Here is a 26,014-nt window from a genome sequence, read left to right on the forward strand (position 1 = left end):
AACGAGAATGAACATGTCCGGTACCAAACCGCGTATCACTGTCGTCGGGTCCATCAACATGGATCTCGTTGTTCGTTCCCGCAAGCTGCCTGCGCCCGGGGAGACGATCACGGCTACGGACTCCGTGGAAAGTCCCGGGGGCAAGGGGGCGAATCAGTCCGTCGCAGCGGCTCGTCTCGGAGCGGACGTGATTCATCTCGGCCGCGTCGGCAGCGACAGCTTTGCCGATCGGCTCATCGACAATTTGAACAATGAAGGCGTGGCGACCGACCATGTTCTGCGGACGCCGAATATCTCCAGTGGACTCGCCGTCGTGATGGTCGAGGACTCGGGAGAGAATTCGATCGTTGTCGTCCCCGGCTCCAACGGGGAAGTGACCGCGGTTGATGTCGAACAGCATGCCGAGATAATTCGGCAGTCGGATGTCCTCGTCGTTCAACTTGAGATTCCGCTCGATGCCGTGCTGGCGGCGATCGATATCGCTCGTGAAGCCGGGGTGAAAGTGATCGTCGACCCGGCTCCCGCCGTCGAAAATCTCCCGGAAGAACTGCTGAGGGTCGATGTGATCTGCCCCAATCAGTCGGAGGCGGAGATTCTGCTGGGGACGCCGGTCGAATCGGTGCAGGATGCCCGGCAGGCGGCGTGGCAGCTGGTGCGTCGTGGTGCGAAGAACGCGATTATCACGCTCGGCTCGGAAGGAGCCGTCCTCTGTAATGGCGAGACGCTGGAGTTCCTCGCTCCGTTTGTCGTCGAAGCGGTCGACACCACCGCAGCCGGCGACGCGTTCGCGGGAGCCCTCGCCGTCCGCTGGATGGAAACGGGCGATCTGCTGCAGGCGACCCGCTTCGCCTGTGCAGCCGGTGCCCTCGCGGCCTCCAGACACGGCGCTCAACCGGCGATGCCGCGACGCGACGAGGTCGAATCGCTTCTGCAGCAGCCCGCAAGCACGACGGACAACTAACTCGAATCACACTATCAAACAGGCCCTTTGAAGGGGACACCATGAAAACTGCTCAGAGACTTTTTCTGCTGGCCACATTCGCGATGAGCACGGTCCTCGGCTGTGCTCCGGGCGAGAACGGCGGCAACACGTCCGGTTCGGCGGAATCCGACTCCGGCAAGCCCCGCATCGCTCTGATTATGAAGTCGCTCGCCAACGATTTCTTCTCGGCGATGGCGAAGGGGGCGGAAGAGCATCAGGCTGCCCATGCCGAGGAGTACGAGCTGATCGTCAATGGTATCAAAGATGAGCGGGACCTCAGTCGGCAAGTCGCGCTGGTGGAAGAGATGATCGCCGCCGGCGTCGATGCCATCGTGATTGCCCCCGCCGATTCCAAAGCTCTCGTCCCGGCTCTGCGTCGGGCTCAGAAAGCCGGCATTGTGGTGATCAACATCGATAACCGCCTCGATCAGGAAGTGCTGGAGCAGGAAGGCGTTTCGATTCCGTTTGTCGGGCCGGATAACAAAGCCGGAGCGAAGAAGGTTGGCGACTATCTGGCGACGAAACTCGCAGCAGGGGACGCCGTCGCTGTGCTGGAAGGGATTCGGACTTCGTTCAACGGTACTCAGCGGCGGCTCGGTTTCGAAGAAGCGATGAAAGCCGCCGACATCAATATTGTGGCCAGTCAGTCGGCTCAATGGGAAATGAGCCAGGCGAATACGGTGGCCTCGTCGATGCTGAGTGAGCATCCGGAGATCAAAGCGATTCTGGCCGCTAACGACAACATGGCTCTCGGTGCCGTTGCCGCCGTGCAGAGTGCGGGGCTCGACCATCCGGTTCTCGTCGTCGGCTTCGACAACATTCCCGCCGTCCGGGAGGCGATGAAAGAAGGCAAGGTTCTGGCGACGGCCGATCAGCATGGCGACAAGCTGGCCGTGTATGGCATCGAGTACGCCCTGAAGCTGATCGACGATTCCGACGCTGAGGTCGAAGACCGTGAAACGCCGGTCGACCTGATCACGGCTGAGGATCTGGGCGAATGAGTGCCGCGACGCCTCTGCTTCGCCTGACTGAGATCACGATGGACTACGCCGTCCGCGTGCTGCATCAGGTCAGCTTCGACGTGCGATCTGGGACGATTCACGCCTTGCTCGGTGCCAACGGTGCCGGGAAGAGCACGCTGTGTCGGATCATCTCGGGACTGACGCAGCCAACCGGCGGATCGATGATGTTCGATGCAGCCGCGTACGCTCCCCGTACGAAGAGTGAAGCGGAAGCCGCCGGGATCCAGATCGTTCAACAGGAGTTGAACCTGATTCCAACGCTGACGGTCGCCGAGAATGTGATGTTCGGGCGGATGCCGCACCGGCTCGGCTTCGTCAATCGGCGGGAACAGCGGGAGCAGGCCCGGCAGGCTCTGGACCGGTTCGGCCTGAAAGACATTCCGGTCGATCAGCCCGTCGGCGAGCTGGGAATCGGCCAACAGCAGATGATCGAGATCGCCTCGGCTCTCGATCGGGAGTGCCGGCTGCTGATTCTCGATGAACCGACGGCTGCTTTGAGTGGCGGCGAAACGGAGCGGCTGTTTCACTGGCTCGAACAACTCCGCGAGCAGGGGACGGCGATGATCTATATCAGTCATCGTCTCGAAGAAGTGGTTCGGCTGGCCGATGAGATTACCGTCCTGTGCGACGGCCGGCATGTGACGACGAGATCGGCGAAGGACGTGACAGCCGACCAGATGGTCGACCTGATGACGAACTCCACGGGAGTGACTTCACCGGTGCAGGAGTTTGTCTCGAAGAAGACCGATCGTGTCGTGCTGGAGGTGAACGGACTGACCCGCGAACCGGTCGTGCGAAATGTTTCTTTCACCGTTCACGCTGGCGAGCGTTTCGGCATCGCCGGGCTGGTCGGTTCCGGCCGGACCGAGTTGTTGCGGCTGTTGTTCGGAGCCGATGTCGCGGAGCAGGGGGCTCTCCAGTTGAATGGCGAGCCGCAGAAGTACCGCTTCCGGCATCCCTGGCAGGCGGTCCAGCATGGCTTCGCCATGGTGACGGAAGACCGCAAGGAAACCGGTCTGCTGCTGGCTCAGTCGATTCGCATGAACTCCACGCTGGTCAGTCTGAAGCAGCAGTTTCAGCGGCTCGGCTGGATCAATCGGGCCGGCGAGCGTAGCGAATCGGAAGAACTCCGGAAGCGACTCGATACCCGCTGCAACGGAATCGAACAGCCCGTCGGAACGCTGAGCGGCGGCAATCAGCAGAAAGTCGCGGTCGGCAAATGGCTGGTCGAAGAAGCCGCTGTCTATCTGTTCGATGAACCAACTCGCGGAATCGACGTCGCGGCTCGAAGGAGAATTCATGCCCTCATTGAAGAACTGGCCGCGGCGGGAAAGGCGATTGTGATTGTCAGCAGCGATCTGGAAGAACTGTACGAAACGTGTGACACCATCGGCGTGATGTCGGCTGGCCGGATGGTCGGAGTCAACCGCCGCAATAACTGGTCGACGGAGACCATTATGCGACAATCGTTCGCCGGCTACGGCTCAACATCGGAAGGAGCGGCCTGATGTCGGAACCTGCGAAGTCCTCCCGTCGTTCGGCTCTGCTGGCCTCGGTGCTGCCGTATGCCGGAATGCTCGGCGTGCTGCTGCTGTTGATCGTGATCTTCAGTCTCAGCAGTCGAAACTTTCTGTCGGCGTCGACCGTCACCTCGGTGCTCAATCAGATTCCCGACCTGACCGTGATCGCCGTCGGGATGACGCTCGTGCTGATCATTGGCGGCATCGATCTTTCGGTCGGTTCGCTGCTCGCGTTGTCCTCGTCGATCATGGGCGTGGTGATGATCGATCAGGGCCTGCCGCTGGCCGCGGCGATTCCGGCGAGTCTGTTCGTCGGCGCGTTGTGCGGTCTCATCAACGGATTGATCAGTGTGAAGGCGCGGATCCCGTCGTTTATCGTCACGCTCGGCATGCTCGAGATGGCCCGCGGCTTTGCGTATCTGGCGACCGATTCCCAGACGAAATACATCGGCTCCAAAGTCGAATGGATCGGCACCGCGATTCCCGGCCTGGCGATTTCCCCGGCCTTTCTGGTCGCGATCGTGGTCGTGATCGCCGGGCAGATTCTGCTCACTCGCACGGTCTTCGGACGTTACGCAGTGGCGATCGGGACGAATGCCGAGGCGGTCCGGATGTCGGGGATCAATGCGGCTCCGTATTCGATTGCCATCTTTACCATCAGCGGACTCCTTTGCGGGGTGGCGGGTGTGATGCAGACGTCGCGGCTGTCCTCGGCTGATCCGAATGCGGCCGTCGGGCTCGAACTGGCGGCAATTGCAGCCTGCGTGATCGGCGGAACGAGCCTGATGGGGGGGCGCGGATCCGTTATTCACACCTTCTTCGGCGTGCTGATTATCGCCGTGCTGCAAACCGGTCTGGCCCATGTCGGGGCCACAGACCCCATCAAACGAATCATCACCGGCGGCGTGATTGTCATAGCCGTGCTGCTGGATGCCCTTCGACAACGAAAGAGAAACTCCCGTGCTCAATAACACATGCCGATTCCTCGGGGCGCTGCTGTTGACTGGCGTTCTGTGTCAGTCCGTGATGGCAGCCGATGACCGTCCGGTGCAGGTCATTTTCGATACCGATATCACCGGCGATGTCGATGATGTGCTCGCTCTGGCGATGCTGCACACACTGGCCGATCGCGGCGAATGCGAACTGCTTGCCGTCACGATCTCGAAGATCAATCCGCTCACCGGCCCATTCACCGATGCGGTCAACACGTTCTACAACCGACCCGATATTCCGATCGGCGTCACCCGCGATGCTCAGGTCCGGGAGAGCAAGTACCTGGACCTCATTAACGAGAAAGACAACGGGGAACTCCGCTATCCGCATGATGTGAGATCGAACGATGAGCTTCCGCTCGCCGTCGATCTGCTGCGAAAGACACTGGCGGAAGCAGACGATCATTCCGTGGTGCTGGTTCAGGTCGGGCTGGCTGCGAATCTGGCTGATCTGGTCGAATCGCAGCCGGATGGAATCAGTCCGCTCAATGGTGTCGAGTTGATCAAGCAGAAGGTGAAACTCGTCTCGGTAATGGCGGGAGCGTTCGAGCCGATCCGGGGCGATGACCATTTTCTGGAAGCGAACGTCAAAAACGGCATTGATTCGATGCAGCGGTTCGCCGCGAAATGGCCCGAGTCGGTGCCGGTCATCTGGAGTGGATTCGAGATCGGCATCGCCACTCGCTACCCCCGTCGCAGTATCCATCGCGACTTCGACTACGTCGATCATCACATCGTTCGCGAATCGTACCTGCTGCACAGCGGGCCGAACCACGATCGCCCGAGCTGGGATCTGACGAGCGTCCTGTATGCCGTCCGCCCGAACGATGGTTATTTCGGGCTGTCGGGCACGGGCAAGGTCACCATTGAAGACGACGGCTACTGCCGCTACGACGCCGGGGCATCGGAACGGGATCGCTTCCTGACGATGACCGATCTGCAACGAGTTCGAGTCGTCGAATGCCTCCGCAGTCTGACCAGTCAACCGCCGTTGAAGGGAGCCGGCCATGAATAAGACGCTTGTACTGCAGTTGGCTTTGGGACTCTTTCTGAACGCGGGAATGCTGCAGGCCGCCGAGCCGGTGAAGGTGATCCTCGATACTGACATGGCCAACGACTGCGACGACGCCGGGGCACTGGCGGTGCTGAATGCCCTGGTTGATCGCGGTGAAGCTGAGATGCTGGCCGTGGTGACGAACCGCCATTGTCCGTCCGAGGCCTCGGCTGCGGCGGTGGATGCGATCAACACCTGGTACGGTCACGGCGACACGCCGATCGGGACTGACAAGGATGAATCGAAGACTCCGGACCCGTCGCCCAGTTCCTACACGCCGGCTTTGCGGGACGGGTTTCCGCACGACACGCCCCCGGACTCAGAATGTTCCGATGCGTTGATGGTGTATCGGAAAAGGCTGGCTGCTCAACCCGACAAGTCTGTGGTCATCTGCAGTGTCGGAGCGTTGAGCAATCTTGAAGATCTCTACAACTCGGAAGCGGATGAACACAGTCCGCTTTCAGGGCCGGAGCTGATCGCCGCCAAGGTTCGTCTTACGGTCATCATGGGGGGCGGCTTCCCGAAAACCGAACGGCCCGAGACGAACATCAAACTCGACCCGGCCGCGGCGGTGACGGTTGCGAATCTCTGGCCGGGGGAGATCCTCTGGCAGGGGTACGAAGTCGGAAAAGCGATCATCACCGGCGACTGCCTGCAGCACGCGCCCAGATACAATCCGGTCCGCCGGGCGTTCCAACTTCGACCCTTCGGAAAGGGCTTCGCGATCGATCACGGCAAGCCGAGCCACGACCAGGCGGCTGTCCTGCTCGCCGTCCGTGGACCGCAGCCTGAACTGTGGGAAGTCCGCCGCGATGGCCGGGCCATCTTCGATTCCGACGGACACTCCCGCTGGAGTACCGACTGGCGAAAGAAGCACGCCTATGTGATCATCAAAGGAACCCCCGATAAGCTGACGCAGCAGATCGAGGAACTGATGATGCAGAAGTCGCGCATCCACTCGCCCGAGTAGTTCGACGGGTGGCCCGTCAGGGGGTATGCGTCAGCTGTCAGCGTCAATGCAGCAGGACGGACCGATGACCTCTGAAGAACCGAGTACTCCAGACCTCTCTAAACCCCATCTCCCGACCGACCGGGAGCTGTTCTCGATTGGAGCGCTGACCCGACTACTGCTGTACTTCAACGGCTGGCTTTTCATTCTGACGTACTACCCAGTTGTTTGGTTCTTGCCCAGGCAGCAAGTCGACAATCCGGAATTCAACTCACTCCCACCGCTGATCGTGTTTACGTTGCTGATGGAAGTTGCGGCTCTCAACGGTCTGCTGATCGTGATCCTCCGCCGACGACTCGTTCGAGCCCGTAAAACGTTGCACAAAGGGAGAGAAATCTCAGCTGCGGAGCGGGCTGCCCTCACTATACGAACGGATGATCGGGATCTGCGGATCATCTGGCTCACCGGGCTCATCAACAACGGCGTCATGGCGGCACTCGTCCTGGGGATTGCGGGCTGGCGGGCGATTCAGGGTGAGATCGACTCCTCACGCGGCATGCTGCTTGGCGTGGGGCTGGTTGTTCTCTGTGCGGTTTTGACAACGATCCTGTTCCGAACGCAGTTGCGGTCGCTCCGTGTCTATGGCTTCGCTCTGAAAGCGTGCGGTCCAGATGCCAGGCCGGTATCATAGGGGCAGTCTCCTGCCCGCTTCCGGGCTCCATTCTCCTGCTGAGGAATCTCTCATGAAAAGTCTCGCTCTGAGTGCATTGCTGCTGGGAAGTCTGTCGTTGACGGCTGTTGCCAAAGAGCCGGCCACGAAGCCGGTTTTCAGCGATCAGTTTGAACGCTCCGAAAAGAACGACCAGAAAGAAGAGGTCGGCAACGGCTGGACCACGAACAGCAAGGGAAGGGCGAAGGGGGACAAACAGGTCGACCTGAAAGACGGAACGCTCGTCGTCAACATTTCGCCGCAGGCCGATCACGCCGTGACAGTGAAGCAGGTCCTCGACCTGAGCGACTGTTGCGTTCGCTTTCGTTTTCAGCTCGGTCCGAAAGATCAGCTCGCCTTCAACTTCAGCGACCTGCAACTCAAGACGGTCCACGCCGGGCATATCGCGAGCATCAAAGTGAATACGAATCGGCTCTCGGTCGAAGACCAGAAATACGGCACCATGGAACTCGACCGCTACAAACGCCGCAAGGCGGGCGAAGATCCAAAGAAACTGCGGGAAGAGGTCGCCGACTTCGTGAAAGCCGAGAAGATCTCCCTGGAGCCGGACGTGTGGCACGAGATGGAAATCGTGATCGAAGGCGATACCTGCACGGCGACCGTCGACGGTAAGCATTCGGTCACTCATCAATCCCCCGGCTACGGCCACCCGGTGAAACGACATGTCGCCTTCAGCGTCCCGAAGAATGCCGTGATTGATGACGTCCGAATCTGGGATGTGGCAAAGCCGTAAAACAGCCGCATCCGGGTGGCCCCGAAAGATTCTTTCGGGGCGGCGCAGCCGTAGGAGTACCGAGTTGGACGGCCTGTTGTGAAGAGGCTTCGTTCAGAGGGGCAACAAGGGGGGCTGACTTATTAACGTCGCCCAACGGCATTCTCCCACGGCTTCGCCGCCCTGATAGCCAAGCTATCAGGGCCACCCGGGTGGACTCGTTTTCCAGGCAGAAGCACGGGACAACGCCCTCAGGAGCAGACCGCCCTGCTTCCCTTTCTTCATTCTGATGTAACAATCGTTCGATAGAAACACGAGGCACGCTCATTCCGTTCTCGGTGTCTCCGTGAGGAATGATCTCCCTCTGAACAACAACAGGCGAGCGACATCCAGCAGGAAGAATCGATCATGAAAATACTCGTCACGGGCGGAGCCGGATTTATTGGGAGTCATGTTGTCGATCAGCTCCTGGCAGCCGGGCATACGCCGGTTGTTGTGGATGATCTCTCGACTGGCTTTGAAGAGAATCTTCCGGTTGGTGTGACGTTTCATCAACTCGACGTCTGCGATGCCGCCGCGCTCGACAGGGTCTTCGCGGAGGAGCAGCCGGAGGCGGTCTGTCATCAGGCCGCTCAGATGTCGGTCAGCAAGTCGGTCGCCGAGCCGACTTACGATGCCCGTGTAAACATTATGGGATTGCTGACAACGCTGGAGCTGGCTTCGAAGCACGGCGTGAAACGGTTCGTCTTTGCGTCCTCCGGCGGCGTGCTGTATGGCGATGTCTCCGAACCGGTTGCCGAATCGTGGCCCGCCAATCCGATCTCGCCATACGGAATTGCGAAGTGGACGGGCGAGCGCTATCTGGAGTTCTTCAATCGGGAACACAACCTCGAAACGGTCGCCCTGCGGTATGCGAATGTTTATGGGCCGCGACAGAATCCACATGGAGAAGCGGGTGTAGTCGCCATTTTCTGCCAGCGGATGATCCGGGGCGAATCGACGCGGGTCAACGGCGACGGCAAGTACATTCGGGACTATGTGTATGTCGAAGATGTGGCTCGTGCGAACGTCCTTTCCCTCACGAAAACCTTGCCGGAATCGCACGTCGCGTTCAATGTCGGGACCGGATTTCCGACCGATGTGAACCAGCTCGCGGAGCGGCTGCGAGCCCTGAACGAACAGGCATTGCGGGATGCGGGACGTTTAACTACCGTACCCGAGCCGGACCACGGGCCTGCCCGGGCGGGCGATCTGCGCTCCAATCTTGTCGACGCGGACCGCATTCGTCAGACGTTCGGCTGGAACGATGAAACCACCCTGGAAACAGGCCTGAGTAATACCGTGAGCTGGTTCTCCCGGCAGTATTTCGCAGACGATGAGCCGCGATAACTGCTGTGGACCCTCGCTCGTCAGGCTTCCCAATAACAGCAGAGCGACATGTCCCATAAAACGATCCTGGTCACCGGAGGAGCCGGCTTCCTTGGAAGTCATTTGTGCGATCGACTGATCGAGCAGGGACACGAGGTCATCTGTGTCGACAACTTCTTCTCCGGCTCCAAGCAGAACGTCGCGCATCTACTGAACCACCCCAACTTCGAGCTGATTCGGCATGACATCGTCCGTCCGCTGTTTGTCGAAGCCGATCAGGTTTACAACCTCGCCTGCCCGGCGTCGCCCAAGGCGTATCAGTTCAACCCGATCAAGACCATCAAGACGTCGACAGTCGGCATGGTGAATGTGCTCGGTCTGGCCAAGCGATGCGGCGCCCGTGTGCTGCATACCTCGACGTCGGAAGTTTATGGCGATCCCGAAGTGCATCCGCAGCGGGAAGATTACTGGGGCAACGTGAATCCTCTGGGGCCCCGCAGCTGCTACGACGAAGGCAAGCGGGTCGCCGAATCGCTCTGCATGAACTACCACCTCGCCCATCGGCTCGAGGTACGCATTGTTCGCATCTTCAACACGTACGGCCCGCGGATGCATCCCGATGACGGCCGCGTCGTGTCGAACTTCATCATGCAGGCCCTGCACGGCGAGCCGCTCACGTTGTACGGCGATGGCGAACAGACTCGGTCGTTCTGCTATGTCGATGATCTCGTCGATGGCCTGATGCGGATGATGAATCAGGACGAGGAACTTGGCCCGGTCAACCTGGGCAACCCGACGGAAAACACGATGAAGGAACTGGCGGAAGCGGTGTTGAAGGTCACGGGTGCCCAGAGCGGCATGATCCACAAACCACTTCCGCAGGACGACCCGAAGCAGCGTTGTCCCGATATTACGAAAGCCAGGACGCTCCTCGGATGGGAGCCGACTACGTCACTGGAAACAGGATTGCGCCATGCAGTCGATTATTACCGCGAACGGATTCGAAAGGGTGAATTGTGAGTAAATACCTCGTCACGGGAGCAGCCGGCTTCATCGGCTTTCATCTGACTCATAAACTGCTGGATCGCGGCGACACCGTGGTCGGCGTCGATATCGTCAATGATTACTACGATCCGACCCTGAAAGAAGCCCGGCTCGCGAAGTCGAATGCCCGCGAAGGGTTCAAGAACTACAAAGTCGCCCTCGAAGACCGCGATGCTCTGTATCAGGTTTTCAAAGACGAGAAGCCGGACGTCGTCGTGAACCTCGCCGCTCAGGCCGGGGTGCGTTACTCGCTGACCAATCCGCACGCCTATGTCGACAGTAACCTGGTCGGGTTCGTCAACATTCTGGAAGCGTGCCGCCATAACGAGACCAAGCATCTCGTTTACGCATCGTCGAGCTCGGTGTACGGTGCCAACAAGACGATGCCCTTCTCGATTCACCACAGCGTCGACCATCCGGTCAGTCTGTACGCGGCTTCCAAGAAAGCCAACGAGTTGATGGCTCACACCTACAGCCATCTGTACGGCCTGCCGACGACCGGACTGCGGTTCTTCACCGTGTATGGTCCCTGGGGGCGCCCGGATATGGCGTTGTTCCTGTTCACGAAGGCGATTCTCGAAGGCCGCCCGATTGACGTCTTCAACTACGGCAAGATGCGTCGCGACTTCACCTATGTCGATGATATTGTCGAAGGTGTGGTCCGCGTCTCGGATAACGTGCCGCAGCCGAACCCGAACTGGTCGGCCGATGACGCCGATCCCGGTTCGAGCCACGCTCCGTACAAGCTCTACAACATCGGCAACAACGAGCCGGTCGAGCTGATGTACATGATCGAGACGCTCGAAAAATGTCTCGGCAAGACAGCCGAAAAGAACATGATGCCGATGCAGCCCGGCGACGTCCCGGCCACCTACGCCGATGTCGAAGACCTCGTCCGCGACGTCGGATTCTCTCCGGCGACCCCCATTGAAACCGGCGTGGCGAACTTCGTGGAGTGGTACCGCGAGTATTACCAGGTGTAGTCAGTACAAGGCGTGGAAACGTCCCTTCTCCCCACTTCAGGGGGGAGAAGGTCCCCGAAGGGGGGATGAGGGGGGCGATGAACCAGCGACGTTCCACTCAAGCTGTAATCGACGGCCTACAGAGCAGTTTACCCGCATTTCCCCCTCACCCTAACCCTCTCCCCCAAGGGGGCGAGGGGACTTGAGTGTCTGGGAGTCAGAGCGGGCGATGAATGAATGGCGGGACGATGACCCCGAGATGTTGAAGCGACGGCGTGAGCTTCGTCAACGAGCGACTCAGGCCGAAGCTTTGCTTTGGGGAGCGATTCGCAAACGGAAAGTTGACGGGTTGAAGTTTCGCCGACAGCATCCGATTGCTGGCTTCATCGCGGATTTCGCCTGCGTCGAAGAAAAGTTAGTCATTGAACTCGATGGTGGTTACCACGACTTGTGTTTCGACAGGGATCAAAGTCGACAGAGAACGATGGAACGCCTGGGTTGGCGAGTGGTGCGATTCGCCAACGAAGATGTCATCGATGACGTCGACGTGATTGTTCGTGCGATAAAGAATGTCATAGGAGGCCGCTGAATGTCCCTTCGCCCCCTTGTGGGAGAAGGTAGTCGAAGGCCGGATGAGGGGGTGATGAACCAGTGATGTTCCTGTTCCTTAAGAAATTCGGCCGTGAAGCATGTCACCCGCATTTCCCCCTCACCCTAACCCTCTCCCCCAAGGGGGCGAGGGGACTTGAGAGTCTCTCATGAATCGACGCGGCATCATTCTGGCAGGGGGCAGTGGGACGCGGTTGTATCCCGCGACGCTGCCGATCAGTAAGCAGTTGCTGCCGGTGTTCGACAAGCCGATGATTTATTATCCGCTGTCGACGCTGATGCTCGCGGGGATTCGGGATGTGCTCATCATCAGCACGCCGCACGATCTGCCACTCTTTCAACGGCTACTCAAGGACGGCTCCCAGTGGGGGCTGAATTTGCAGTATGCCGAGCAGCCGAAGCCGGAAGGACTGGCGCAGGCGTTTCTGATTGGAGCGGACTTCGTCGGCGGCAATCCGAGCTGTCTGATTCTCGGCGACAACATCTTCTACGGCCACAAGCTCAGTCAGGTCCTGCAACGCGTCAACGAGCAGTCCACCGGAGCGACCGTCTTCGCGTATCACGTGAGAGACCCGGAACGTTATGGCGTCATCGTCCCCGACAAAGACGGACGGGCGATCGACATTGAAGAGAAGCCGAAGCAGCCCAAGTCGAAGCTGGCTGTCACCGGCCTTTACTTCTACGACAATCAGGTGGTCGACTTTGCTCGGGATCTGAAACCGTCGGCCCGGGGCGAACTGGAGATCACCGACCTCAACCGCGTTTACCTGCAGCGGGGCGAACTGCAGGTCGAAATCTTCGGTCGCGGCACCGCCTGGCTCGACACGGGAACCCACCGCTCATTACTCGAAGCGTCGAATTACGTCAGCGTCATCGAAGAACGACAGGGGTTGAAGATCTCCTGCGTCGAGGAAATCGCCTGGCGAATGGGCTTTATCGACGACGGCCAGCTGTCCGGGCTCGCGGAACAGTTCGGCGGCGGCAGTTACGGAAAGTACCTGCTCGAACTGCTGGAAGCCCGCAAAACGATCTGAACGACCCCCAATATCGGGTGCCATGCCCACGCTTGCGTGGGCATGCAATGGACGTCGCTCCGTCGAATCGCTGAGTGTCTCCCTTCCGGTCTTCTGAGTTCGATCGTTCTTTGAAGTTCTGCGTCACACGAGGCATGCCCACGGCAAGCGTGGGCATGGCACCCCGGGGGATCTCTGGGGATGGTACAGAGATTGATCTCTGTATTGCGGAGCAACAAGAGGCTTGTCTTGAGCGTTCAAACGTCTTCGCAACGCGATACTACTTTGTCGACGCTCGCGTGGGCATGCAATGGACGTCACTCGGTCGAATCGCTGAGTCTCTCCCTTCCGGTCTTCTGAGTTCAGTCATTCTTTGAAGTTCTGCGTCAAGCGAGGCATGCACACGGCAAGCGTGGGCATGGCACCCCGGGGAGTCGCGTTCGCTCGTTGGTCCGTGTTTTCGTTATAATCGTCGCAGTTATCGAGAATTCCCCGGTTCCCGCTTCTCCGGGCAACCCATTTTCCGGTTGGCAGGGTTTAATCCCGTATGCGCAGCTGCCGTCTTTCTCCCTCAGTTCCGAACCGCCGTGGGTTTCTGCTCGTTGTGGTGATGGTTGTCATCATCATGGCGTCGCTGACGTGCTACCAGTTCGCCGAGCGGATGACGACCGAACGCGAGATCGCCAGCATTTACAAAGCGGAAGCGCAGGCCCGGCAGGCGGCTCAGTCGGGCATCGACTTCGTGCTCGCCTGGTTGACAGACCCTGAGATGGATCCCACGGAACTCCCGGCCATGCTGGTTGAGGATTATGCCTGGCAGCTGGTCCAGGCCGGGAATGAAGACGCCGAGGTTCCCAATGACCTGATGTGCGTCTTCGTGAGTCGCGATGCGACCGTCAAGAATGGGGCTCTCACCTTTGGGATCGGCTCGGAGGGGGGGAAGATCAACCTCAACGCTCTGGCCGAGCTCGATGTTCCGCTCGAAGATCAGCGAGGCGTTCTGATGATGCTTCCCAATATGACGGAGTCACTGGCCGATACCATCCTCGATTTCATCGACGCCGATGCTGAGCCTCGCGACTTCGGGACCGAATCCGACGATGGCGACATGATCATCCGCAACGCTCCGTTGACGGCGCTGGATGATTTGCTCGGCATTCCGGAGATTACTCCCGACATGCTGTATGGCGAAGACGCGAACCGCAACGGGCGACTCGATCTGTCGGAAGACGATGGCGAAGTCCGCGAGCCGATCGACAATGCCGATGGTCTGCTCGATCTGGGCTGGGAGGAATATCTCACTCTCTGGAGCCGGGAAACGAATCTTCGTGTGGACGGGACACCACAGATTGACCTCAACTCGGAAGACCTGATGCAGCTTGAAGCCGATCTCACGGCCGAGTTTGGCGAAGAGTTCGCCCAGTTCGTCGTGCAATACCGACAGAATGGACCGAAGCAGTCGTCGAACGCAGATGGTGGTGGCGGCGGAGGTGGCGGAGGAGGCGGCGGAGGAGGAGAAAGGCCACGCGGCGGCGGTGGAGGCGGTGGCGGTGGCGAAGCCCGTGGAGGAGGTGGTAATGCCGGCGGCGGTATTGGCACTGGTACCCTCATCACCGCCCGGGAAAACCCCGGCAATGTCAGTAATCAGGGCGCGAACGACGTCAATGTCAACGGACCCAATATGGTGAATAACGGGAATGCCGGTTCGTCCGGCCAGTATGTCATTCAGTCACCCTATGAACTGATCGATGCCGAGATCGAAGTCGATGGGGATACAGTCCTCAGCCCGTGGACCAGTGCCGATCTTTCTTTTGTGCCCCTGGCGGAAGAACTGCTCTCGACCGTCGATACGCCGACGCGGCCGGGACGGATTGATATGAATCATGCGACCTATGAAACTCTGGCCGGGCTGCCGGAGATTCCGGAAGCACTCATTGATGAGATTCTCAATGGAGCCGGGACGTGGACCTCGCCCGCGGAACTGCTGCAGAACGGAAATGTCGACGTCGCCGGTCTTGTCCGGCTGGAGCCGTTTCTCACCGCACAGAGCCGGACTTATCGATTCGTAACGACCGGCTTCTGGAAATCGGGTGGACCGGTCGTCAGAATCGAAGTGGTGATCGATCTTGCCGGAACCGAGCCGGTTGTTTTGCGGCACCGAAATCTCACTCCGCTCGGGCCGGGTTATAGCATTTCAGAACTGATGCTGGCCGAAGAGATCGAATAGTCTTCCACAGTCCCCCCGTCTGTCCGTCATTTCAGATCCAATCAAGACATGTCGAATCACGAGGTCATTATCGAGTGGGATCTTCCCCATCTGAAGCTGCTCTCCGCGAGCACATCAGGGGGGACGACGTCCATTCAGCACTGGGCGAAGCTCGATCTGCCCCAGCAGATTGCCGAGTCCACTTCCGTGGGGAAGGATGCGGCGGACTGGTTGCAGCACCACGGGCCGGAATGGCTCCGCACATCAGGAGACAACGAGCACGCGATGCAGATTTCGATCGTGTTGCCCCGCGATCGAATGACGATCCGCAAGCTGGAAGTTCCGCCGATGCCGGTCGATGAACTTCCCGGCGTTATTCCATTGCAGATCGCGTCCCAGCTCTCGGCTCGGCCGGATGATCTTGTCATCGACTTTCTTCCGGGACTTCGAGCTTCGTCCGGCGAGGACGGAGGACAGGCTGCTCTGGCCGCCGCGTTGCCTCGGGATCAGATGGATCAACTGCAGAAACTGGCGACCGGCTTGCACGGGGATCTGGTGTCTGTCGGCGTCTCCTCGGTCGCCTTGTGGGAAGCGATTGCGCGGGCTCATGAGCCTCTGCTTACCAGCGTCGTTTCGATCTGCACCGAGGAGCGAATTGAAACGTTACTGACTTCCGAGAAGCAGCTGACGGCATCCGGATCTCGCCGTCGTAATCACGAACAGCCATTTCAGGGTCGGGAAGCGGTCGCGGAGATTCGCCGGCTGCTTGCCGCAGAGGAAGCAGAGACTCGTCCGGTCCAGCTGGTGAATCTGACGTCGCGAAACGATCGGGAACTGGTTACCGAGATGAGGTCGGCGGCCGACTGGAATGTTGAAGTCCTGACGTTCGAGGAGATCGATTCGCGGATTCGTATCGATGAAGCCTGCGCCCCTGAAACAGCAGCCGGACTTTACACCGCAGGGGCAATGCCGGCGATGGGAGGGCTGCTGGCCCGACATGGTGCTCAGACTGCCCAGCTCGATCTGGTACATCCCCGTCGTCTCAAAGAGACGAGAGACTACAGCAGGATTCGGAAGATCGGGCTGATCTCGGTCTGTTGTCTGGCGCTGATCGGAGCCTATCTGGGCTGGTGGTGGAAGCTCTCTTCCCTTCAGGCTGAGGTCGAAGGTGTGAACGATAAGGTCGTCGAAGTGGAGAAGTTTCTGCGAGACCAGGGGAAACTCGTGAAGCACGCGGAAACATTGAATCAGTATCGGCGGCGTTCGCTCGATGTCGGAGACCACTTCCAGCAGATTCTGGCAGACCTGCCGCAACGGGATCAACTGCTGTTGACGTCCTGGCAGAGCATCCCCCTGACCGGAGCATCGCACACACGAATCGTCAGCGGGGGGATCGCGAAGTCGCGGCAGGCAGTCGAGAGTTTCGCGGAGCGTCTGGCGGCAGCCGGGTGGATTGTCCGCTCTCCCGTAATTCGAACCGCTGATTCCGGTCAGTTTACCTATGAGTTTGATCTGGACTGCGAGATCCCCGTGGAGCGGAGGACAGCCGCTTCGGCCAGTCCGCGGGTTCGGGTGACGCCGACCGCGACCACGACCGGAGGAGCCCGCTGATGCAACAACGCGAAAAAATTCTGTTGATCTCCCTAATTGCGGTCGTCGTGTTCTGGTGGGCCCGTCCGGTCCTGCTGCAGAGTTTTCTGACCCCTCTCGAAGAACAGCGGGGGCTGCTGCAATCCGCTCAGAATCGACTCGAAGAAAAACAGGCCGAGCAGGATCTCGTGTTGACCGCCACGCGTCAGCTGGCCGAGTTCCGTGAGCAGTCGCTGCCTGCGGATCCGTATGAGGCGCAGCGTGACTACACGGCATGGCTGACGGATCAGATTGAAGCTGCGAAGTGGGCGGCTCAGGAAGTCACGCCCGGCAAGATCACACGGTTCGAGAATCTCGGTTCGGCGGTGCAGATTCGCGTGGAGGGCGTGGCCACAGCCGCGAGCCTGTCGCGGTTCCTCTCGGCGTATGAATCATCGGGAATTCTCCATCGTCTCGAACGAACGCGAATTGAGAGTCAGTCGATCGAGCCTGGGAATCTGCTCGATGTCAGCTTCACGACGGAAGCCATCGCGCTCAGTGAAGCGAAGCGGGAAGAACTCGAAGCGGACGATTCGCCCGTGGAACTGACGGCCTTCTGGTCGGAATTCACGCAGCGGAGTCCGTTCTCGCTGCTGCCGCCTCAGGTCGTGCAGACGCCCACCGTTCAGGTCCCTTCACAGATTCTGGTTCACCCGGGCGAACGTCTGCAGCAGAAAGTCGCCTGGGCGGGTTTCCCGGCCGATGCCGTGGTGTCGGTTCGACTCGAAGGCCAGCCGGACGGAATGCATTATGACGAAGAAACCCGGATACTGGACTGGCAGACCTCGGCGGAAACAACGTTGAAGCCCTATCCGTTGAGCATCGTGGTTTCCTCCGATGGCGAGAAGTCGCTCGACGCCCGGCAGAATGTCGTGGTCGATGTCCGCTATCCGAATACCCCCCCGACGCTGTCGGTAACACCCTCTCATGTGGTGTACGCCGGTGCGGAGTGGCAATATCAGGTCTCCGCCAAAGACGACGATCAGCCCCAGCAGATGCTGAGCTATTCTCTGCAGGGATCCCGACCGGAAGGGATCAGCATCGATTCGCGTACCGGGCTGGTTCGCTGGACGCCGCCGGAGAGTTCCGCTGGACAACTCGTAACGGTCGAAGTGGCGGTGTCCGACAATGGCAATCCGAGCCGACAGTCGCAGGCATTGCTGCGGATCGACGTTCAGCGGGATCTCGAGCCGACCACACAACTCGTCGGCTGCCTTCAGGTCGATGGGGAATGGACGGCCTGGTTCCGCGAGAAAGATTCTCAGGACCGCTACCAGCTGACGAAAGGGGACCGCCTCGAAGTCGGCCGTTATCAGGGGCGAATTGCGGAGATTGAAGTCGACAGGATCGTCGTGGAACGTGAGGACGGAAAAGATGTTCTCCGCGTGGGAAATCTGCTCACTGAGCGGACGGCGGTGAATTAGGCGTGACCTCGGAATAGGATTTCGAGGTGACGTCCGCTCAGTTCCGGGTGTCTCTCCATGAAATTCCTGTGACGTTTTGAAGGGGCCGGGGGATCACGCTGGTCAGTTGTGGGGGCCGGGGCCTAAAATGCAACTGCCTGTTTCTGCATTGAACTCCGCGCTCCGGACGGCCGACGCGAATGATCCATCGTATTTCCCATGTCTTTCGGCTCAGCATCTATACACTGCTTGGTCTGTCGTCGTTGACGATTGGTCTGGCGGAGGGGAATCTGTTCCCGCATCTGCTGACGATTCCGCTGATCATCGTCGTTTATCTGCTGCTGCAGGATCGTCCGCTGCTCAAGCTCGAAAGTGTCGCCACGAGTGTCGTCGGCATTTGCGCTCTGCTGATGGCCCTCTGGGAATTTCAGCTCGGTCGCGTCAACATCGAGATGCGGATTCTCTCCGCCTCGCACCTGCTGGCCTACTTTACGTGGATCGTGCTGCTGCTCGAGAAGCGACACCAGCAGTACTGGTGGCTGCTTGCCCTGTCGATGCTCAACATGGCGGTTTCGGCCAGTCTCACGACGTCTGGAATGTTCGGGCTGGCTGTCCTGCTGTATCTCTTTCTGGCGATCTGGACACTGGCCCTGTTTACCGCTTTTCGCGGCACCACGTACTTAAGGGACGCCGAGGCGAAAGCTCAAAAGGCGAAGGCTTCCGAACCCGCCGCTCCAGCAGGAGTTTCGCCGGGGCCGGCTCCGAAGGCGCCGCTGATCCCGGCGGTCAGCCAGGTTCGTGGCGGGTTCCATTTCGATCCCTCTGACAACTGGCTCGGCTATCGACTGGTCGCCGGGGTGTTCTATCTGGTTGTTGCCTCGACGGTGGTCGGGCTGGGGGTCTTTCTGATCACGCCGCGCATCTGGATCGGGAACTGGCAGCTGCCTTCCGCCGATGAACAGGCGCTGCCGATGTCCTTCGGTTCGACGGTTTCGGGATTCACTTCGGAGGTACAGCTGGGAGATATCGGCGAGATTCTGTCGAATCCCACCCCGGTGCTTTATGTCCGATTCTCCGATGTGAACAGTGGCGAAGAACTCTCCAATGAACAAGTCATGGATCGGATGAAGCTCGACGATCTGCTGTTCCGGGGGGCCACTCTGCACAGCTACGAAAACGGCCGCTGGCGACCAACGCGAACGATGGTGCACGATTTCGTCAAAACCGATTATCGACGGGGACGAGAAGGTCTGATCAAATTCAACTACGAGCTGGAGCCGATCGGCCGCGAGACGCTGTTCGCTGTGCCCCCCGTCGATTTTGGCCGGATTCTCAATGACGGAGTCGTCGAGAAGCGCATTGAGCGGAACTTTCTCACGCAGGAAATCAGTGCGGCTCCTTCGGCCGATCTGGGACGGCTCAGCACGATCAAATACGAGGTCGTCACGTTCGAGCGGGAGACGTCTTATCCATCCGGCTATCCGGAATACGAGGTCATTCCCGATCCGTATTACATCGATGTGTTGCGGCAGATTTCCAGCAGTATCGAATCGGAATACCAGGAAGACGGGAATGTCGCCGATCAGGTCGTCGATCTGTCACAGTTCAACGTCGATCGTCGGACGCGGGCTGCCGTGGCGGGATTTGATCGCTACTATCGCAGCCTGCTCGTTTACGACGAAGAACAACTCAGCCAATTGAAAGTTCTGGCTCGTGATCTGTGTGAAACCGATGGGGAAGATCCGTTAGGCCCACTTCAGCGGGCCGTACGATTGAACGACTATCTCAAGTTCAGCGGCGAGTATGGTTACACGCTCGACATGACCGTTACCGATCCCAACAGAGATCCGGTCGAGGACTTCCTGCTGCTGCGGAAACAGGGACACTGCGAGTACTTCGCGTCTGCTTTGACACTGATGCTGCGAGCGGTTGGGGTTCCCTCGCGAATGGCGACCGGGTTTCGCACGGGACGATACGACGAGTCGGACGACCGGCTCGTTGTCGAGCAACGACATGCCCACGCCTGGACCGAAGCATTTATTGACGGCCGCTGGGTTGTCCTGGACCCTACAACGGGTGGATCCGAAGTCATCGACTACTCGAACCAGATGGCGAAGTACTCCTTCTCCTGGATGCGGGCCCAGTTGATGAGTTTCTGGCAGTCCCGAGTGCTGGGGGTGACGCTCTCCGAACAGCAGGACAAGATCTACAATCCGCTGCGAGACACGGCCAAAGCGGCCTTCAACGCGATGACCAGCGTGCGGGATCAGGTGACCGATTCGGTGGTTCCCGGGGCCCAAACCCGTTATTCGATCTACAACCGCATCATCATGACGATGGCGACTCTGTTCCCTGTGATCGTGATCGCCGGGGTGGTCGCCGTGCTTCTCTTCCGGCAGCGGCTGCGAAACTTTCTGGACTGGCTGTTCCCACAACGGCGAGCGATGCGAAGCCGCCATATGATCAAGTTCTTCCGGTCCTTTGTCGATCTGGCGGGACGACATGGACTGCATAAAGAACCGCAGCAGACCGGTATGGAATTCGCGCACGCGTTCCAGCGTCAGTTCTCCTCCGAACTCCGGCAGGCATCTTTGATGTCACTCCCGGTTGCCCTGACCGATGCCTACTATCAGGCGCGCTTCAAAGGGACGGAACTGACCGACGAGCAGACGACTTACTGGGAAAGTCAGATCGACCAGCTGCAAAGTTCGCTGAAGGCGTCGCCGTCCTGAGTTCGGCTGTCACGACTCATGTTCCCCGCTCATGGAGACAGGCAGATGACCAGCACGACAAAACTCTTCGCGATTTCGGAGCAGAACGGCGTTTCTGTGATCACGCCTCACGGGGATGCTCTCAGTCACCGCGACGTCGACGTCCAGAGGGAAGCAACGATGGTCAACGAATTGTTGCAGCGGGAGAACGTGCAGCGGCTCGTCGTTGATCTGAGCGAGGGGAACTACTTCGGAAGCCTGTTGATCGGCATCCTCAACAGCTTCGGGCAGACGGTCAAGAAGCAGGGGGGCATGATGGTTCTGGCCGGAGCGTCGACCGATATGCAGGCTATCATGAAGGTGATGAAGCTGGACACTCTTTGGCCCCATTTCCCCAATCGCAATGACGCGGTCAAAATTGCGAAGGCGTGGAAAGGGTAAAAGCTCCGCGACTCAGCCGTAGCACACCGCCAACGGATTCTTAACCATTACCCTCACCTTAAGTCGCGAAGAGCGAGGGCAGTTTCCACGTCCTGACAGCGGTTGATGAGCAGTCAGCCTGGAAACCGATTCAGTTCGATTCGGTGGAGTTGGAGATCAATCGAAACGATTCAGGGCTTTCATCGGTTGTTTTGAACTCGACCCGGCCTGAGACGGCCGAGAGAGGCATAGAATTCGCCCGAGTCCAGGCGGAGTCTTCTCCCGCCTCGTATCCCTGCTCGTAACCGGCAAGCCAGAGATTCGTACCACCCCAAATCGCGAAAACGACGGTTGCGAAAGTCATGAAGGTTCGCTTCATGCTTAACCCTCCCATTTCTAATGGAGGTTCACGCCGTTCGAAGCTGTCACGCCGCCCGATCTTTTTCAACGGGGGGCATTAACAACTCCGGTTTCCCGGATTCCTGAAGAGCGTCCTGCCTCTCAGATCTTCGAACAGGCAAAAAGGATCGTCTATTCTCGTCCTTATCGGACGGACTGAATTGTTAACAGAAAGTTAATATTCAGTTCCATCAATTCTTAATGATAAGACATCCAGCGACAAGGCTGAGTTCCTGAGAATTAACAATCCAAGCAACACGCATGCCGGAGCGACTCATTATGTAACTTGTCCAATACGCATGACCCAGACGAGTGTGAGCAGCGAGACAATGAGGATTCCGCACAGGTTGAGCAGCAGTCCGACCTTCATCATGTCTCCCACGGTGAGCCGGTTGGAGCTGAAAACAATGGCGTTCGGTGGGGTCGCAATAGGCAGCATAAAAGCACAGCTGGCCGCGATTGTAGCCGGCAGCATGAGCAGACGGGGATCAAGAGACAGCGAACGAGCGGTCGCATCGAGAATGGGCAGCAGCGTCGAAATCGTCGCGGTGTTCGACGTGAATTCGGTGAGGAAAATGACAAGCGACGTGACGCTGGCGATCTGACCGAACGTGCCGAGAAATTCCATCTGCGTCGCCAGTCTCTGGCCCAACCAGGCCGACAATCCGGTCGCTGAGCACGCATCAGCGATCGCAAATCCACCACCAAACAGCAGTAGAATGCCCCACGGAATCCGGGATTCCACCACCTGCCAGTTCATCAGGAACTCGCTCCGGCCGGTCTCGGAATCGCGAACCGGGATGAGGAACATGACAAACATCATCAGCAGACCCGCAGTGGAGTCGTGCAGCAATCCCGAGTAATCCAGACCTGGTTCCACCTGGGACAACAGATGAGTCAGCCCTTCTTCCCAGCCGATCAGTCGCAGACTGCCGATTTCCAGTGAAACTCTCGTGATCCACAGCGTCGCCGTGGCGAGGAAGACCAGGAGCATGCGAAACTCCCCGGACGACATTCTTCCGAGGCCAGCATACTGACTGCGAATCTGCCGTTGGGCTTCCTCCCCGAACGATACTCCTCGCCAGATCGGAAGACAGACTGCCAGCCAGACGACGATCATCATCAGCACCGTGATCGGCGTGAACATGATGACCCACTGCCCAAGCGAGACCGAGTAACGGGCAATCTCATCGGGAGTCGCGCCGCTGGCGGCCCAGTAGCCGGCGTACACACCGTTGGTCGGCGTGCCGATGAGGGTGCACATGCCGCCTATGCTTGCCGAATACGCGATGCCAAGCAACAGGGCGACGGCAAATCGATGCTCCAGGCGCCGCTTACGGGCGACATCTTCCTCATCGACGTGCAGCGACCCGAGGACCGCCAGAGCAATCGGAAGCATCAGCAGGGTGGCCGCCGTGTTGCTGATCCACATCGACATCAGTCCGGTGCCGAGCATGAAACCGAGCACTACCATCTTCGGGCCGGTTCCCAGCACGGACAGGACCGCCAGAGCGAGCCGTCGGTGCAGTCCCCATTTCTCGACACCGATCGCGATTGTGAATCCCGCGAAGTACAGCAGGATTGTGGAGTTCATGTACGACTGGCTGACCGTATTGGCGGACTGGACCCCCAGAAACGGAAACGCCACGAGCGGGATCATACTGGTTACCGCCAGGGGGATGGCCTGAGTGCACCAGAGTAGAGCCATGAGGACAATCGTGGCGGCCAGTCGCTGGCCTTCGATGCTCAGTTCCGATCCGAGCGGAGCGAACAGCACGGCGAGGAACAGGGCGGTGGAAAGCAGAATCATGCCCCAGCGAAAGCCCACACTCTGATCTTCCGGACTCGATTCAGCCATCATCGTACTTTCTGTTGAACGCTGTCTCAGCGGAATGGATGTCGCGATCGCTTCAGGACTCGGATCGCAGATTCGTAAGAGGAGAAAGAGAATACATCAGGATGCCGGCGGTCACAGCGGCGTTAAGCGACTCGACGCCTTCCGCCATGTCGATCCGTACCGAACCATTGCACAATCGGTCGAGTTCCGCCGACACGCCGTGAGCTTCGCTGCCGAGTATCATCGCGAGGGGATGCTCCGCGAAGTCGGTCTCGGCGAACAGTTCGCCCAGGCGGAACTCTCCATCCTGACGGGCGGCGATGAACCGGCAGCCCGCCTGTTGCAGCGTCCGCAGGGATTCGCCCAGCGATTCGACGCGGACGATCGGTATGCGGTTGACCAGTCCCACGGAACTGCGGGCCACGTGGCTGTTGACCTGCACCTGATTCTCGGCACCGATCACAATGCCGGTCATTCCGAACGCGGCGGCTGAGCGTACGATCGCTCCGAAGTTGAACGGGTCCTGCAGGCGATCGAGCACGACAATGCGGGACTGAGGAGTCAACTGCTGTTCGAACCGCGCAAGCGACGTGTACGGAAACGGCCCCATCAGAGCCAGAACTCCCTGGTGGTCGCGAGCTTTGCACAGTTGTTCAAGCCGGCGGGCGGGTTGGCGGTCGATTGGGATTTCGAGTCGTTCCGCGTGCTCAACGATCTGACGATGAATCGGCTGGTCGGACTCGGTCGCCAGCAACAGTTCGTAGATCGGCCACTGCCCGGCTCGGAGAGTTTCCTCCACGCAGAGGGTTCCCCAGAGCCAGCTTTTCTGGTGATTCGAAAGCAACGGTCGGGCCGAGGATCCGCGACCACGTGGCATGAGCGATTCTTTCACAAACGACGGAAGACAGGAGAACGACAGGTAGAAGTGAGTCTTACTGCGCAACGAAGTCTCTCACAACAATGCCGCAGTTTCACGGTTCCGGAACGCGACGGCCGACAATTTTCAGAAATTCCGGGATTCCGAGGGGCGATCTTCATTTCTTGCCGTGACGAGTTCGGAGTGAGCTCCGAAAGGCCGATTCGGACGAGAATTCGTGGCTCTCCGTGGCTTCGCGGCTGCTTCCTCCGACGGCTTGGATGACCTGCCCTGTGCAACTTTTTCAGGTTGTAAGTCGTGTTCTCACAACGGGTTTAAGTGTTGCATCGCACAAGCAAATCGCCGTTGACCTGTTTTCAGCTGTTGGGGTACAAGTCCGCGATCATTTTATAGCGCTTTATTCTGGATCCCATGGAAGGTGAGGGCGATCTCATGGTGGCATCAGCCGATCAGATCATTCCGTACTCGCATGTCGAGCAGCTACGAGAAGCGAAACGGATCATCGAACACGAGGCCACGGCCCTGCGGAACATCGCGATCGATCTCGATGCCCGCTTCTGTGCTGTCGTCGACCGAATCGCCCAGTGTCAGGGCAGCGTCGTTCTGACCGGCATCGGCAAAGCCGGTATCATTGGTCAGAAGATCGCTTCCACGCTGTCTTCGACAGGAACCCGGTCTCACTTCCTGCACCCAGCCGAGGCTGTCCACGGAGATCTCGGCTCGGTCCATGAAGACGACATCGTTCTGGTTCTGTCCAACAGTGGCGAGACCGAAGAAATCAATCGTCTGCTTCCGTTGCTGCAACAGCGGAAGATCTGCATTCTGTCGATCACCGCGATCTGCCACAGCACGCTGGGGCAGGCTTCGGAAATCACAATTCCACTCGGCCGCCTTCGCGAAGCGGGGCTGCATGGCCTGCCGCCGTCGACAAGTACAACCGCGATGCTCGCCATCGGCGATGCGCTGGCTCTCGTGCTCGCCCGGCTTCGTGGATTCAGCACGCAGGAGTTCGCCCGCTTCCATCCCGCTGGAAGCCTGGGCCGCAAGCTGACCCCGGTCACACGCATCATGCGAACCGATGCCTCTCTTCGCATTGCGAAAGAAGACCAGCCGGTTCGCGAAGTGTTCAGCCAGTCCTGGAATCAGGCTCGTCGGACCGGTGCGGTGATGATCGTCGATGAAGATGGTCGTCTGTCGGGAATCTTCACCGACTCCGATCTGGCCCGCATTCTGGCCAACCATCAGGAACACAAACTCGATCGTCCCATCCGCGAAGTGATGACCGCCCGTCCGGTCACGATTTCCCGCACGGCGATTCTGGGTGAAGCCGTCGAGTTGCTGGCCGAACGCAAACTGAGCGAACTGCCGGTGGTCGACGACGACCACTTCCCGGTCGGGATGATCGACATCACCGATCTGATCGCCCTGATGCCGCAGTCACTCGAACTGGCGATCAACTCCTGAAGTATCACCCACGTTTAAGCCTCATGACATTTCCATGTCGGCAACGCGAACATTCTGACCTGCGAATCTGGTGTCGACCGGTTCGCAGGTTGTTCGCGTTACGTGGCAGGA

22 protein-coding genes are annotated in these 26,014 nt (G+C 59.1%); 19 read left to right on the forward strand and 3 right to left on the reverse strand.

Annotated elements, in window-relative coordinates:
• Positions 1–13 precede the first annotated feature (13 nt).
• The 18 genes from rbsK to L1A08_RS05250 all read left to right on the forward strand — a co-directional run bounded on the left by rbsK (position 14) and on the right by L1A08_RS05250 (position 21,347).
• A complete protein-coding gene (gene rbsK / locus L1A08_RS05165) occupies positions 14–961 on the forward strand; it encodes a ribokinase (RefSeq protein ID WP_238754971.1) in 948 nt (315 codons plus the stop codon).
• A gap of 41 nt (positions 962–1,002) precedes the next feature.
• Positions 1,003–1,983, forward strand: a complete 981-nt coding sequence (locus L1A08_RS05170; RefSeq protein WP_238754973.1) for a sugar ABC transporter substrate-binding protein — start codon at positions 1,003–1,005, stop codon at positions 1,981–1,983.
• Positions 1,980–3,512: a sugar ABC transporter ATP-binding protein gene (locus L1A08_RS05175; RefSeq protein ID WP_238754975.1), complete on the forward strand. Its 1,533-nt coding sequence runs from the start codon at positions 1,980–1,982 to the stop codon at positions 3,510–3,512. Before L1A08_RS05170 ends, L1A08_RS05175 begins: the two co-directional genes overlap by 4 nt.
• Positions 3,512–4,495: an ABC transporter permease gene (locus L1A08_RS05180; RefSeq protein ID WP_238754977.1), complete on the forward strand. Its 984-nt coding sequence runs from the start codon at positions 3,512–3,514 to the stop codon at positions 4,493–4,495. Before L1A08_RS05175 ends, L1A08_RS05180 begins: the two co-directional genes overlap by 1 nt.
• Before the next feature lie 55 nt (positions 4,496–4,550).
• Positions 4,551–5,531: a nucleoside hydrolase gene (locus tag L1A08_RS05185; RefSeq protein ID WP_261362766.1), complete on the forward strand. Its 981-nt coding sequence runs from the start codon at positions 4,551–4,553 to the stop codon at positions 5,529–5,531.
• Positions 5,524–6,540 (forward strand): nucleoside hydrolase, encoded by a 1,017-nt coding sequence (locus L1A08_RS05190; RefSeq protein WP_238754982.1) that lies wholly within the window; start codon positions 5,524–5,526, stop codon positions 6,538–6,540. Before L1A08_RS05185 ends, L1A08_RS05190 begins: the two co-directional genes overlap by 8 nt.
• A 64-nt stretch (positions 6,541–6,604) precedes the next feature.
• Positions 6,605–7,210, forward strand: a complete 606-nt coding sequence (locus L1A08_RS05195; RefSeq protein WP_238754985.1) for a hypothetical protein — start codon at positions 6,605–6,607, stop codon at positions 7,208–7,210.
• A gap of 52 nt (positions 7,211–7,262) precedes the next feature.
• Positions 7,263–7,982 (forward strand): hypothetical protein, encoded by a 720-nt coding sequence (locus L1A08_RS05200; RefSeq protein WP_238754988.1) that lies wholly within the window; start codon positions 7,263–7,265, stop codon positions 7,980–7,982.
• Between the two features lie 387 nt (positions 7,983–8,369).
• A complete protein-coding gene (locus L1A08_RS05205) occupies positions 8,370–9,350 on the forward strand; it encodes an NAD-dependent epimerase/dehydratase family protein (protein ID WP_238754990.1) in 981 nt (326 codons plus the stop codon).
• A gap of 48 nt (positions 9,351–9,398) precedes the next feature.
• Positions 9,399–10,349 (forward strand): UDP-glucuronic acid decarboxylase family protein, encoded by a 951-nt coding sequence (locus tag L1A08_RS05210; protein WP_238754993.1) that lies wholly within the window; start codon positions 9,399–9,401, stop codon positions 10,347–10,349.
• A complete protein-coding gene (locus L1A08_RS05215; RefSeq protein WP_238754996.1) occupies positions 10,346–11,356 on the forward strand; it encodes an NAD-dependent epimerase in 1,011 nt (336 codons plus the stop codon). The genes L1A08_RS05210 and L1A08_RS05215 overlap by 4 nt, the downstream gene beginning before the upstream one ends.
• Positions 11,357–11,564: 208 nt before the next feature.
• A complete protein-coding gene (locus tag L1A08_RS05220; RefSeq protein WP_238754998.1) occupies positions 11,565–11,924 on the forward strand; it encodes an endonuclease domain-containing protein in 360 nt (119 codons plus the stop codon).
• A gap of 169 nt (positions 11,925–12,093) precedes the next feature.
• Positions 12,094–12,978, forward strand: a complete 885-nt coding sequence (gene rfbA / locus L1A08_RS05225) for a glucose-1-phosphate thymidylyltransferase RfbA (RefSeq protein ID WP_238755000.1) — start codon at positions 12,094–12,096, stop codon at positions 12,976–12,978.
• A 526-nt stretch (positions 12,979–13,504) separates the two neighbouring features.
• Positions 13,505–15,184 (forward strand): type II secretion system protein GspK, encoded by a 1,680-nt coding sequence (locus L1A08_RS05230; protein WP_238755002.1) that lies wholly within the window; start codon positions 13,505–13,507, stop codon positions 15,182–15,184.
• A gap of 48 nt (positions 15,185–15,232) precedes the next feature.
• Complete coding sequence (locus L1A08_RS05235) at positions 15,233–16,774, forward strand: hypothetical protein (protein WP_238755004.1); 1,542 nt, start codon at positions 15,233–15,235, stop codon at positions 16,772–16,774.
• The gene (locus L1A08_RS05240; RefSeq protein WP_238755006.1) at positions 16,774–18,216 is read left to right on the forward strand and encodes an Ig domain-containing protein; all 1,443 of its coding nucleotides are present in this window, start codon (positions 16,774–16,776) and stop codon (positions 18,214–18,216) included. The genes L1A08_RS05235 and L1A08_RS05240 overlap by 1 nt, the downstream gene beginning before the upstream one ends.
• A gap of 179 nt (positions 18,217–18,395) precedes the next feature.
• The gene (locus L1A08_RS05245) at positions 18,396–20,927 is read left to right on the forward strand and encodes a transglutaminase family protein (RefSeq protein WP_238755008.1); all 2,532 of its coding nucleotides are present in this window, start codon (positions 18,396–18,398) and stop codon (positions 20,925–20,927) included.
• Between the two features lie 45 nt (positions 20,928–20,972).
• Positions 20,973–21,347, forward strand: coding sequence for an STAS domain-containing protein (locus L1A08_RS05250; protein WP_238755016.1), 375 nt, complete (start codon positions 20,973–20,975; stop codon positions 21,345–21,347).
• A gap of 130 nt (positions 21,348–21,477) precedes the next feature.
• Here L1A08_RS05250 and L1A08_RS05255 read toward each other — a convergent pair whose 3' ends face one another.
• The 3 genes from L1A08_RS05255 to L1A08_RS05265 all read right to left on the reverse strand — a co-directional run bounded on the left by L1A08_RS05255 (position 21,478) and on the right by L1A08_RS05265 (position 24,439).
• Positions 21,478–21,690: a hypothetical protein gene (locus L1A08_RS05255; protein ID WP_238755018.1), complete on the reverse strand. Its 213-nt coding sequence runs from the start codon at positions 21,688–21,690 to the stop codon at positions 21,478–21,480.
• Between the two features lie 312 nt (positions 21,691–22,002).
• Positions 22,003–23,583, reverse strand: a complete 1,581-nt coding sequence (locus L1A08_RS05260) for an SLC13 family permease (RefSeq protein ID WP_238755020.1) — start codon at positions 23,581–23,583, stop codon at positions 22,003–22,005.
• A 52-nt stretch (positions 23,584–23,635) separates the two neighbouring features.
• On the reverse strand, positions 23,636–24,439 hold the full coding sequence (locus tag L1A08_RS05265) for a TrmH family RNA methyltransferase (RefSeq protein WP_238755022.1): 804 nt from the start codon (positions 24,437–24,439) through the stop codon (positions 23,636–23,638).
• Between the two features lie 432 nt (positions 24,440–24,871).
• Between L1A08_RS05265 and L1A08_RS05270 the strand changes: the two genes are divergently transcribed.
• The gene (locus L1A08_RS05270) at positions 24,872–25,903 is read left to right on the forward strand and encodes a KpsF/GutQ family sugar-phosphate isomerase (RefSeq protein ID WP_238755024.1); all 1,032 of its coding nucleotides are present in this window, start codon (positions 24,872–24,874) and stop codon (positions 25,901–25,903) included.
• The last annotated feature ends 111 nt before the right edge of the window (positions 25,904–26,014 follow it).

Source organism: Rubinisphaera margarita (assembly GCF_022267515.1).
Taxonomy (GTDB): domain Bacteria; phylum Planctomycetota; class Planctomycetia; order Planctomycetales; family Planctomycetaceae; genus Rubinisphaera; species Rubinisphaera margarita.